At 47.1% G+C, this 12299-nt stretch carries 12 protein-coding genes; 9 read left to right on the top strand and 3 right to left on the bottom strand.

Annotation, left to right across the window (positions count from 1 at the left end):
• Positions 1-117: 117 nt before the first annotated feature.
• The 5 genes from ACFPTP_RS10960 to nikC all read left to right on the top strand — a co-directional run bounded on the left by ACFPTP_RS10960 (position 118) and on the right by nikC (position 5735).
• Positions 118-1140: an ABC transporter ATP-binding protein gene (locus tag ACFPTP_RS10960; RefSeq protein ID WP_381444722.1), complete on the top strand. Its 1023-nt coding sequence runs from the start codon at positions 118-120 to the stop codon at positions 1138-1140.
• Positions 1112-2125, top strand: a complete 1014-nt coding sequence (locus ACFPTP_RS10955; protein WP_381444718.1) for an ABC transporter ATP-binding protein — start codon at positions 1112-1114, stop codon at positions 2123-2125. The genes ACFPTP_RS10960 and ACFPTP_RS10955 overlap by 29 nt, the downstream gene beginning before the upstream one ends.
• Positions 2122-3708 (top strand): ABC transporter substrate-binding protein, encoded by a 1587-nt coding sequence (locus tag ACFPTP_RS10950; protein ID WP_381444715.1) that lies wholly within the window; start codon positions 2122-2124, stop codon positions 3706-3708. The genes ACFPTP_RS10955 and ACFPTP_RS10950 overlap by 4 nt, the downstream gene beginning before the upstream one ends.
• A 108-nt stretch (positions 3709-3816) precedes the next feature.
• Positions 3817-4821, top strand: a complete 1005-nt coding sequence (locus ACFPTP_RS10945) for an ABC transporter permease (protein ID WP_381444713.1) — start codon at positions 3817-3819, stop codon at positions 4819-4821.
• Between the two features lie 17 nt (positions 4822-4838).
• Positions 4839-5735 carry a nickel transporter permease gene (gene nikC / locus ACFPTP_RS10940; protein WP_381444711.1) on the top strand — a complete coding sequence of 299 codons (897 nt, stop codon included), beginning with the start codon at positions 4839-4841 and terminating at the stop codon, positions 5733-5735.
• 41 nt (positions 5736-5776) lie between these two features.
• On the opposite strand, the gene ACFPTP_RS10935 is transcribed toward nikC, so the two are convergent.
• Both ACFPTP_RS10935 and ACFPTP_RS10930 read right to left on the bottom strand, forming a co-directional pair.
• On the bottom strand, positions 5777-6859 hold the full coding sequence (locus ACFPTP_RS10935; protein WP_381444708.1) for an FUSC family protein: 1083 nt from the start codon (positions 6857-6859) through the stop codon (positions 5777-5779).
• Positions 6860-6959: 100 nt separating this feature from the next.
• A complete protein-coding gene (locus ACFPTP_RS10930; RefSeq protein ID WP_381444705.1) occupies positions 6960-8252 on the bottom strand; it encodes a glutamate-1-semialdehyde 2,1-aminomutase in 1293 nt (430 codons plus the stop codon).
• A 127-nt stretch (positions 8253-8379) separates the two neighbouring features.
• On the opposite strand from ACFPTP_RS10930, the gene bcp reads away from it, so the two are divergent.
• The 3 genes from bcp to perR all read left to right on the top strand — a co-directional run bounded on the left by bcp (position 8380) and on the right by perR (position 10375).
• Entirely contained in the window at positions 8380-8859 is a 480-nt protein-coding gene (gene bcp, locus ACFPTP_RS10925) for a thioredoxin-dependent thiol peroxidase (protein WP_381444703.1), read from the top strand.
• 12 nt (positions 8860-8871) lie between these two features.
• Positions 8872-9816 (top strand): D-2-hydroxyacid dehydrogenase, encoded by a 945-nt coding sequence (locus ACFPTP_RS10920; RefSeq protein ID WP_381444700.1) that lies wholly within the window; start codon positions 8872-8874, stop codon positions 9814-9816.
• A gap of 115 nt (positions 9817-9931) precedes the next feature.
• Positions 9932-10375 carry a peroxide-responsive transcriptional repressor PerR gene (perR, locus tag ACFPTP_RS10915; protein ID WP_251629479.1) on the top strand — a complete coding sequence of 148 codons (444 nt, stop codon included), beginning with the start codon at positions 9932-9934 and terminating at the stop codon, positions 10373-10375.
• A 39-nt stretch (positions 10376-10414) separates the two neighbouring features.
• Here the strand turns inward: perR and ACFPTP_RS10910 are convergent, their stop codons facing one another.
• Positions 10415-10786, bottom strand: coding sequence for a YgzB family protein (locus tag ACFPTP_RS10910; protein ID WP_381444696.1), 372 nt, complete (start codon positions 10784-10786; stop codon positions 10415-10417).
• A gap of 159 nt (positions 10787-10945) precedes the next feature.
• On the opposite strand from ACFPTP_RS10910, the gene ACFPTP_RS10905 reads away from it, so the two are divergent.
• Positions 10946-11818 (top strand): nucleotidyltransferase-like protein, encoded by an 873-nt coding sequence (locus tag ACFPTP_RS10905; RefSeq protein ID WP_381444691.1) that lies wholly within the window; start codon positions 10946-10948, stop codon positions 11816-11818.
• Positions 11819-12299: the final 481 nt, after the last annotated feature.

Genomic DNA, 12299 nt, shown 5'->3' with positions numbered 1-12299 from the left:
TTTTGTGCGCGGATGATCTAGGTCCCTATGAAAATTTCATATTGCCTTTTTCCTAATAGAAAGTATAATGGATATAATTTAACGTTTCTGAAAACATATACACGAAAAGGTGATCTGATGAATGAAAGGAAGAAAATCCTCGAGGTAAATGACTTGCAGACTACCTTTTTCACAGACTCCGGCAATGTTCCGGCAGTTGATCACATCGAATTTCATCTCCGGGACGGTGAGATTTTAGGAATCGTAGGGGAATCGGGATGCGGAAAAAGTGTAACTTCCCTATCTGTCATGGGGCTTGTTCCTAGTCCGCCGGGGAAAATAACAGGCGGGGAAATTGTGTATAACGGACGCAATTTGATTGGCCTGTCGGAAAAAGAGATGAGGCAGATCCGCGGAAATGATATCGCGATGATTTTTCAGGAGCCGATGACTTCGTTGAATCCGCTATTTACAATCGGCAACCAAATGGTCGAAGCAATTTTGCTCCACGAAAAAGGATGGTCAAAAAAGAAGGCAGAGGTAAGGGCCATCGAGATGTTGAAGTTGGTCGGATTGCCTAGAGCTGACGCCTTGCTGAAGGATTATCCGCATCAATTGTCGGGCGGAATGCGGCAGAGAGTCATGATTGCGATGGCACTCGTCTGCAATCCAAGGATATTGATAGCAGATGAACCGACAACGGCACTTGACGTAACGATCCAGGCACAAATATTGAAACTGATGAGAGATTTGAATGACCGATTAGGAACCGCCATATTATTGATTACCCATGATCTTGGGGTCGTTGCGGAAACCTGCGAACGGGTCATTGTCATGTATGCAGGGCAAATCATCGAAGAGGCCCCAACCAAGCTTATCTTTGAAGATCCTCAGCATCCGTATACGAAGGGCCTGATCCAGTCAGTGCCGGATATGCGCATTAAAAAAGATCGACTTCATTCCATCCCGGGGAATGTGCCGAAGCCAGGTTCCGTCAAGAGCGGCTGCAGGTTCGCCGCTCGGTGCGAATTTGCATTCGACCGATGCTTTCAGGAAAACCCGGAGCTTTATGAAACAGCGGATGTCCATCAGACGCGATGTTTCCTATACGACGAAGGAAGGGTGAAGTCGGATGGCCACAAAGCCTTTATTGAAAGTTGAAAACTTGAAGAAATACTTTCCCGTTAAAAAAGGGATGTTCGGAAAGACGGTCGGCCATGTGAAGGCTGTCGATGACGTCTCGTTTTTCGTAAATGAGGGAGAGACGCTTGGGATCGTCGGTGAAAGCGGTTGCGGTAAATCGACGACTGGTCGTGTGCTTATGCGTTTGCTGGAACCGACAGACGGAAAAATCGAGTTTGACGGGAAGGATCTTGCTTCATTAAGCCAGGAAGAGATGAGAAAAACACGACGCGATATCCAGATGGTATTCCAAGATCCTTACGCGTCATTGAACCCCCGCCATACGATCGGCAAGATTTTGGAGGAGCCGCTCATCGTCCATGGCTTGTCGGACCCGAAGGAAAGGAAGAAGAAGGTCCGCGAGTTTTTGGAAATCGTCGGGTTGAATGCCTACCATGCGAAGCGCTACCCGCATCAATTCAGCGGAGGGCAGCGGCAGAGGATCGGCATTGCACGCGCTTTGATGACCAATCCGAAACTGATCATTGCGGATGAACCCGTTTCAGCGTTGGACGTGTCCATTCAGGCACAAGTATTGAATCTCATGCAAGATCTCCAGAAGGAGTTCAATCTAACGTATATTTTCATCGCCCATGATCTCGGCGTTGTTCGGCATATTAGCGATCGTGTCGCTGTCATGTATTTAGGGAAGATGGTGGAGGTTGCGGATAGCGAGCAGCTTTACGAAAAGCCGCTGCATCCATATACACAAGCGTTATTATCGGCTGTACCTGTGCCGGACCCGGATTTTCAGAAGGAACAGATCATCATAGAAGGAGACATCCCCAATCCGGCTGACCCGCCAACCGGGTGCACATTCCATACACGGTGCCCATTCAAGATGGACATTTGCACAAAAGTTGCACCGCATCTTTCGGAACAAACTAATGGTCATTCTGTCGCCTGTCATCTTTATACAACACAGGTCGACAATGATATAAAACAATTGGAGGGGTCTCTATGAATAAAAAGAGAATGTGGTCAGCTGCGTTACTACTCATGCTAGTTCTATCCACTGTACTCGCTGCCTGTGGCGGCAATGGAAGCAGTGGAAGCTCGAAAGATACATTGGTCTTCGGCCGAGGCGGCGACTCCACTTCGCTTGATCCATCAAGGGTGACGGAAGGCGAAACGTTCAAAGTAACGGTCAATCTATTTGAAACGCTGTTGAATTTCGGCGAGCAAGATACGACGATCCAGCCAGGACTCGCGAAGGAATGGGATACAAGTGATGATGGATTGACGTACACATTCAAATTGGAAGAGGGCGTCAAATTCCACGACGACACTGATTTCAATGCTGAAGCAGTTGTAAAGAACTTCGAGCGCTGGGCAAATGGCAATGCCGATATGTTCCCTTACTACGACACAATGTTTGGCGGCTTTAAAGGTGATGAAGGACACGTCATTGACTCCGTCACGGCTGATGGAGACTACACGGTCATCATCAAATTGAAACGCCCGCAAGCGCCGTTTTTGAAAAACATTGCGATGAGCATGTTCGCAATCGCGAGCCCTACCGCGTTTGAAAAGGGCGATGACCAATTTGAGAGAAATCCGGTTGGTACGGGTCCTTTCAAATTTGTTGATTGGAAAACAAATGATTCCATTACAATTGAAAAATTCGATGGCTATTGGCAAAAAGGATTGCCGAAATTGGATAAAATCATATTCCGTTCCATCCCGGATAACTCTGCGCGTTTGAATGCGTTAATTGCCGGGGAAATCGATCTTGCGGACGGCATTAATCCTGCTGACGGTGAAAAAATCGAAGGAAATGCCGATCTTCAACTGATTGAGCGCCCTTCCATGAACGTTGGCTATCTCGGATTGACAGTGACACGCCCTCCTTTCGACAAGAAAGAAGTGCGCCAGGCAATTAACCACGCAATCGATAAGCAAACCATCATTGATTCATTTTTTGAAGGAAGAGCGGATATTGCGAAAAACCCAATGCCATCTTCCATTTCAGGCTATAACGACGACATTAAAGGTTACGATTACAACCCAGAAAAAGCAAAAGAACTTCTAGCGAAAGCCGGATATCCGGACGGTTTTAAAATGGAACTATGGGCAATGCCTGTTCCGCGCCCATACATGCCGGACGGCGCTAAAGTTGCAGAGGTCATCCAAAGCAACTTAGCGGATATTGGCGTGAAAGCTGAAATTGTAAGTTATGAATGGGGAACTTATTTGGATAAGGCGAGCAAAGGGGAAGCGGATGCTTTCATGCTAGGCTGGACTGGAGATAACGGGGACGCTGACAATTTCCTCTATGCCCTATTGGATGAAGATAATATCGGCAGCAACAACTATACGTATTTTAAAAATGCGAAAATGCATGACCTATTCATTGAAGCACAGACGGAAGTAGATGAGGATAAACGGATCGAGCTTTATAAGAAAGCTCAGGAAATCATCCATGAAGAGGCGCCATGGGTACCACTCGCGCACTCTACGCCGCTTCTCGCAGCAGCTAAAGATTTGACTGGATTCGTTCCACATCCGACAGGCTCAGATCTATTATCGAACGTAGAATTCAAATGATGGATCCGTTATTCGCTTTACGCTGATTGGTAAGGGGGAGTCGTTCGATTTCCCCCTTTTCCTATTGGTGCATAAAGAATCGTAGATGAATTTGGTGAGGTGAAGGTGATGCTCAATTACACCGGCAGAAGATTATTACAGCTAGTACCCGTATTACTCGGCATGGTCTTCATTGTTTTCATGATGATTCGAGCGATACCGGGAAATCCTGCCCAGATCATTTTAGGGCAGCAGGCGACACCCGAGGCGATTGCGGCGATGAACGCGAGACTCGGGTTGGACCAACCGTGGTATATACAATTCTTCAAGTATTTAGGCGGGATTTTACAAGGTGATCTGGGGGAATCAATGCGCACCCGGCTTCCAGTGGCTGATGAAATTTGGCCGCATTTGGCTGCGACAATGGAGCTCGCTTTTTTTGCAATGATAATCGCAATTATCGTAGGGGTAAACGCAGGCATCATCTCGGCGTGGTTCCAAAATTCCTGGTTCGACTACATAGCGATGATTTTGGCGCTCGTAGGTGTCTCCATGCCGATTTTTTGGTTGGGGCTTTTAGGGCAATGGGCATTTGCCATCGAATTCAGTTGGCTGCCTACAACCGGACGGGAGCAAGTGCGGGACCCGGTCCATGCCATCACCCATCTGTATATCATCGACACGATCATCCAGGGCCGATTCGATCAATTATGGCAAGTGATTCGCCATCTCATATTGCCGGGTCTTGCATTGGCCACGATACCGATGGCGATCATCGCACGGATGACGCGCTCTAGCATGCTTGAAGTGATGCGCTCCGATTACATCCGGACTGCCCGGGCGAAGGGGCAGAAGATGTTTTGGGTCGTTTATAAGCATGCGTTCAAAAATGCAGTTATCCCGGTATTGACGATCATCGGTCTTCAAACGGGAATGCTGCTTGGCGGCGCGATTTTGACGGAAACAATCTTTGCTTGGCCTGGCATCGGGCGGTATATATACGATGCGATCAACTTCCGGGATTATCCTGTCATCCAATCCGGGATTCTCGTTGTCGCCTTCATCTTCGTCATGATCAACCTGATCGTCGACTTGCTTTATGGTCTGATCGATTCGAGGATTAAATATGACTGAGGAAGGGGGAGTGCGGAATGTCTGAATTAACGCCTAAGATGGACGGGATTGTGGAGGCGGAAATAGAAAGGACGACCGGGCCATGGCGGGAGGCTTGGCGAAGCTTCCGAAAAAGCAAAGTGGCGGTTGCGGGAATGATCATTATCCTCTTCTTCGTGCTTCTTGCCATTTTCGGCCCTTTAATTGCGAAGGAAGGAATCAATGAGCAGATGGCCGCAGACCGGCTTCAACCGCCTTCATCCGAATATTGGCTCGGAACGGATGATTTCGGAAGGGACATCCTCTCCCGTATTATTCACGGAGCGCGAATCTCGCTTTCCGTCGGATTCCTATCGGTCATCGCTTCGGTCGTAGTCGGTAGTTTTTTAGGTATCGTTGCCGGTTATTATGGTCGGTGGACAGATACGATCATCTCGAGGACCTTTGATATTATGCTTGCATTTCCATCAATCCTATTGGCGATCGCCATCGTTTCGGTTTTGGGACCAGGGCTTGAGAACGCCTTGATTGCCATCGCCATCATCAATGTTCCGAATTTCGGACGTCTGATACGGTCAAAAGTGCTGAGTATCAAGGAAGATGAATATATTATGGCGGCGAAGGCAATTGGAATGAAGGACGCCCGTATTTTATTCTCACATATCCTTCCGAACTCGATGGCACCTGTTATCGTGCAGGGAACGCTGGCTGTTGCAACTGCGATTCTCGAAGCGGCAGCGCTCGGCTTTCTTGGACTCGGAGCACAGGCGCCGCAGCCTGAATGGGGGAAAATGCTTGCCGATTCGAAGTCATACTTACAGTCCGCACCATGGACGATGATTTTCCCTGGGCTTTCCATCATGCTGACCGTACTAGGGTTCAACTTGATGGGCGACGGCTTAAGGGATGCGCTCGACCCGAAAATGAAAAACTGAAAAAAACCATCCTTGGGCTATTTTCCAAGGATGGTTTTGTGTTAATAGATTTCCTCTTGCATTTCATGGCTCACTTCATGTCCGTGTCTTCGTTGATTGGAGACGATCAGTCGGTCCAGGTACTCCAATTGTTCTTCATAGTTCAACAAAGAGGAAAGGACGTGGAGGAGGTGATAGGCGGTAAATTCCTCTTCCTCCTTTGTGATGGCGATTTCCTTCGCGAAAATGTCCATCACTTCTTGACGTTGGATGAATTCTTCTGTCAAGCTTTCAACCATTCTGTCCGCTTTTAACTTGCCTACGAATTTCAAATGGATCTGTTCATGATACGTGAGCAATGCGTCTAGCCGCTCCTGGATCATCATGCGGAAATGCTCCGGCAAGTTGATCAGTTCGTTTTCGTAGTTATGAAGCCGTGACAGCACTTCATAACTGCTTTTTGACGTTGCGATCATCTGTCTGTAAATGACAAGTTTCCTAGCCTTCGCTCTTGAATTCTTTTTGAAATAGCTCCGCTCCTCTTTGTAAAGAGAATAGAGCTGATCGACGTTCGATAGACGCTCCTTTAATTTCACGAGCGACTTCTTTGTAGCGATATGTTCGGATGCCTGCCTGCCCGCGAGCCGGATCCACCGGATAATTTCGTCCTGTGCTTGGTGGATGGCCTGGAATAGCTTCGTTTCATACTTCGGGGGCATGAACAGCAAGTTGACGACAAAAGCGGATAGGACACCGATGACCATCGTGACGAATCGGAGGAGAGCGAAGGACAGGAATGCGTCCCCTTTGATCTCCATAATGGCGATCATCGTCACTAAAGCTAAAGAAATGGATTTCTCAAGCCCCAACTTCAACATGAGCAGGATGATGATGACCGCCGCAAAACCGACAGTCACGATTTGATGTCCGAACACTAGTACAAAGGTGATCGCAGTAATGGCCCCGATCAGATTACCTTGGATCTGTTCAATGATCGTCAAATATGATCGGTATATGGACGGTTGAATCGCAAAGATGGCCGCAATTCCTGCAAATACAGGATTCGGCAAGCTGAGCATCTCCGCCAGAAACAATGCGGCAACAATCGCTATACCCGTTTTAAAAATGCGGGCGCCAAGTTTCATATGATTATCCTTTCTACTAAAGGTATTGAAAATGCCTGCTTAAAGAACAAGGTGTTTTCAGTTACTGTACCCTACCTTTTACAGTGGGTCAATATATCATTTATTGCGCGAGCGCCTTGAATGAACGGTCCACCGCCTCTAATGTATGAACGATGTCCTCCTCTTTATGCGCGATCGTGAGGAACCATGCTTCATATTTGGATGGGGCGAGGTTGACGCCGTTCTCAAGCATCAGCTTAAAGAATCTCGCGAAAATCTCTCCGTCCGTCTGTTCTGCCTGCTCATAGTTCTCCACTGTCACATCAGTAAAGAACAATGTCAGTGCTCCGCCGAGTCGATTGATTGTCAAAGTGATGCCGTGCTTTTCCGCTAATCGAAGGATGCCTTCTTCGAGCATCCCGCCGAGTCGATCCATCTCTTCATAGATACCTGGCTGCTGCAATACTTCAAGGCAGGCGATTCCGGATAGCATGGAAGCTGGATTCCCCGCCATCGTGCCGGCTTGGTAGGCAGGCCCTAGCGGTGCAACAGTTTCCATGATTTCCTTCTTGCCGCCATAAGCGCCGATCGGCAAGCCGCCGCCGATGATCTTTCCGAAGGCGATCAAATCGGGAGTCGTTCCGAGCAATGTTTGAGCACTGCCATAATGGAAGCGGAAAGCCGTTATCACTTCATCATAAATGATGAGCGCACCTTTCTCTTTCGCAAGTTCGTGGACAAGCGGAAGGAATCCTTCATTCGGTTCGACGATGCCGAAATTCCCGACAATCGGCTCGACCAAAACACATGCCAATTCGTCTCCCCATTTTTCCATAGCTTCTTTATACGCTTCCGGATCATTGAATGGGATCGTAATCACTTCTTGAGCGATGGACGCCGGGACACCCGCTGAATCCGGAGTGCCCAACGTTGCTGGACCGGAACCCGCAGCTACGAGTACAAGGTCCGAATGTCCGTGGTAGCAACCCGCAAACTTCATAACTTTCGTCCGTCCTGTGAATGCACGGGCTACGCGGATCGTCGTCATGACAGCCTCTGTCCCTGAATTGACGAACCGGACCTTATCCATGGAAGGAATAGCTTCCTTCAGCATTTTAGCGAATTTGACTTCATGCCGTGTCGGCGTTCCGTAAAGGACCCCTGTTGTTGCGGCCTTCGTAATCGCCTCTGCGATATGTGGATGTGCGTGGCCAGTGATGATCGGACCGTATGCACCTAAGTAATCGATATATTTATTTCCATCGACGTCCCAGAAATAGGCGCCTTCCGCACGCTCCATCACTGTAGGGGCGCCGCCGCCAACCGCTTTATAACCGCGGGATGGGCTGTTCACGCCTCCAACGATATGTTCACATGCTTCTTGATAGATCTGTTCTGATTTTGTTCTGTTCAATTCAATTCCTCCGTTCAAATCGGTACAATCTCCATTTTATACAATCTTGCATCGATACGCCAAAGAAATTGAAACTCCACCAGTTGTCCGGTACGATTGGGGTATAGAAAAAGTTGGAGGGATCGCTATGGAAAAGTTGGAAGGAATGCAGGCGCCGCAATTTTCATTGCCGGACGAAAACGGTGAAATCGTATCACTACGGGATTTTGAAGGGAAGAAGTACGTCATCCTCTACTTTTATCCGAAAGACGCAACTCCTGGCTGCACTACGCAGGCGTGTGATTTCAGGGACGCCCACCAAAGCTTCAGTGATCTGAATGCCGTCATTTTAGGGGTGAGCCCGGACAATGAAGCATCACATCAACGGTTCATCGAAAAACAAGGACTGCCATTTTCATTGTTGGTGGATGAACATCACGAAGCCGCGGAAGCGTACGGCGTGTGGAAATTAAAGAAAATGTTCGGCAAGGAATATATGGGCATCGAACGCTCCACATTTCTGATCGACCCTACGGGGACAGTCGTGAAGGAATGGCGCAAAGTGAAAGTGAAAGGGCATATCGATGAGGCGCTTGCAACATTGGAGCAATTAACGAAGAAGGCGTAAGGGGGAAACGGGATGAATGTTTTATTCACCTTCAGAATCAAAGATGAACAGATGGAGAAATTGAAGGCGGATTTTCCCGGAATTCAATTTTGCTTCAATAAAAAGGCAGACGAAATTGCGATTGATGAATTCGAAATCATCGTCACGTACGGAGAAGATATAACGACGGATGTGCTTGAAAGGGCAACATCCCTTAAATGGCTGATGGTCGCTTCTGCCGGAGTGGAAAAGATGCCGCTTGCTGAAATCGCGGCAAAAGGGATCGTCATCAGCAATGTGCGCGGTATCCATAAAACCCCGATGGCGGAAACGGCGCTTGCCCATATTCTGTCGCTCGGGCGCGCGCTTCCTGCATTGGTGGAACAGCAAAAACGGAAAGAGTGGAACACGAAAGTACGCCAAACGGAATTGCGCGGATCTACAGCACTCATCCTTGGGCCAGGCGCAATCGGTTCGGAAATCGGCCGGCTGCTGCAAGCGTTCGGTGTCAGGACGATCGGCTGCAATCACTCAGGGAATCCTGCAGGGTTTATGGACGATACAATCCGATTTGACGGACTTTTAAGCAGACTGCCGGAAGCGGATATCGTCATTTCCGTACTGCCGAGCACCGAAAAAACGAAAGGCTTGCTGACGGAAGAGCATTTCAAAGCGATGAAAGAGACAGCATTATTCATGAATTTCGGCAGAGGAGACCTAGTGAAGGAAACGGTTATTGTGGACGCTTTGAAAAATGGGGATATCGGGCATGCTGTCCTCGATGTGTTTGAAAAGGAACCGTTGCCTGTGGAAAGTGAACTCTGGACGTTATCGAATGTAACAATTTCTCCGCATGTCTCCAGCCATTCCGGGAAGTATATTGAGAGAGCACTTGAATTTTTCACGGAGAACCTGGAGAAATGGCAAAACGGAGATAAGGATCTGGTCAATTTGATCGACCCCGAAAAAGGGTATTGATTCAAGGCCTGCTTCGTCCCGTTGGACAGCACTTTAGTTGACAAATATGCCTTTCCTCAGTAAACTAATTATAATGATTATAAAGAAGTAATCTTTATGGATTGGAGTGTTGGCGATGTCTGAAGTATTTTTGAAAGACGCGCTTGTCACATTGAAGGAAAGCGGTGTTCGGATTACACCGCAAAGGCATGCTATATTAGAATTTCTCATTTCTTCCGAGACGCATCCTACAGCTGATGAAATATATAAAGCGCTGGAAGCTGATTTTCCAAACATGAGTGTCGCGACCGTATATAATAATCTGCGTGTTTTCCGGAATGCCGGGCTTGTAAAGGAACTTACCTATGGAGATTCATCAAGCCGGTTCGATTTTGTCACACATGACCACTACCACATCATTTGTGATCATTGTGGAAAGATCGTTGACTTCCATCATCCTGGGCTTGAGGAAGTAGAGCATCTCGCTTCCCATGTGACAGGCTTCGAAGTCAATTCGCACCGTCTGGAAGTATATGGAACATGTCCTGAATGTGCTGCAGGCGCCAATAAAGCAAAATAAAAAACCGGTTCCGAGCGTGAAAGACGGAACCGGTTTTTCTTATTTTTTATCTGATGTATCTTTTTTGCTGTCTGGCCGGTTATACGCGACATCGAATTCCTTGCCTTCCAAAGAAGGATCAAGAGTGAGCGGTTCTCTGCAATGTCCGCACATATCAACTCGCCCAAGCATTTTAGTCGCCTTGCCGCAATTCGGACAGACGATTTGCACAGCCCTTGTCGACAACGTCCCGATCCACGCATATACGACCGTGCTGCCAAGAATGGCAAGGAGACCTAGAACCATGAAGATCAACATGATGATTTCATTTTTTCTGAAGAAGATCCCAAGGTACATAATGACGACCCCGATGAAAATGAGGGATAGCGCAAATGACCGGATTCGGTTTATTTTATTTTTATAAGGTTTCATCCATAATCCTCCTTAGAATGAATGCGGAACTTCTATAGAAATGAATTGAATGCTCCTCAATCAATATAGCACAAATTCCATTCGCATCATATTTTACGAATTTCGAATGAAGGGTTTTTCAGGAGGCGCGTCGAAACAAATAAAGGTGGAGGTGTCATAATGGAACAAGTTCTTAGACCGATTTATCAAGAACGCGCAAGCTCGCCTGAAACGTTGGGTGTCATTCTCGTTGAGAAAAGGGGCGCAGGCGATCCGATAACAGACACGTTTGACGAAATCATGCTTATCATTACATCTAATGAAGAAACGCCCATATATACAAAACATTATACGGATGGAACAGGGAAAGCAGCCATGCACGTCATCAGCGAAAAGCAACTGAGGAAGTGGCTTCTGCTCGGAACGAGAAGAAAAGTCGTCGACTGGTTGTTCTATGGAAAGATCTTCTTTGACCGCAACGAATTTGTCGAGAACTTGAAAAACGAGTTGAAGGAATATCCTTTCTATGGCCGTAAGATAAAGATGGGCCTCGAGCTTTCTAGATTAGTGAGAGTGTATATGGAAGGGAAAATGTTTTTCGAACAGCGGAATTACATGGATGCGTACCATCACGCAATCCAGTCGCTTCATCAACTTGCAAGATTGACAGTCATTGAAAAGGGGTTCTCACCAGAAGTGACGGTATGGTCCCAAGTCAAAAAGATCGATCCGGCAATTTATAAACTATATGAAGAACTGATCATGAGCGAGGAGCCGATAGAGAAAAGATTGGAGCTTCTATTCCTGGCGAGTGAATTCTTCATCCATAACCGTACATTGGATGGTGCGAGGCATATCATGGATGTCATGTCGGCGAAAGAGACATGGACAATCCAGGAGCTTCATGAGCATGAGGAGTTACAGATGTATTCAATCAACCTTGAAGTGCTCGTTGAGTTTTTGATTGAAAAAGGTATTATTCAAATTGTGGAAAGTGAATCGAAAAACGAATATGTCTTTCATAGAGACTACCGTGTAGACCCGGAGAACTGATGTGGGTTGTAGAAAAGTTGATTTACGCTGCAGGCGGACGATTTCCAATCGAACCACGAAGAGTTCGATTTGCCGTATTTCTGCGGCTTTTGCAGAAATTAAGGCAGGGGCTTTCCCCAAGGAGTCGCCGCCTTCCGCTACAATCAACGGAACTCCCAATTCAATTATCAAGCCCGTTAGACGAATTTAGACCTTAAATAAGTTTTTTTGTATTTAATGTTGACTTATGAAAACAACCCATGCTATTATAGTAAACGTCGCTGAGGGAGTTAGTTACTCAGCTTCGAAAAAAAGATTTAAAAAGTAATTTTAAAAAGTGCTTGACTCAGAGAGCAAGCGATGGTAGATTAGAGAAGTCGCTTTTGAAGAAGCGCGAAATGAACCTTGAAAACTGAACAGCAAAACGTCAACAAATAAAGTTCTGGAGCCGACCTCGTCGGTGAAAAGAACATACGAATCTTCGGATTCGAAATTGACATCT

It is taken from the genome of Sporosarcina koreensis, assembly GCF_042655825.1.
Taxonomy (GTDB): domain Bacteria; phylum Bacillota; class Bacilli; order Bacillales_A; family Planococcaceae; genus Sporosarcina; species Sporosarcina koreensis.
The sequence above is the reverse complement of the archived record's forward strand: the minus strand, read 5'-3'. Positions and strand labels throughout refer to the sequence as shown.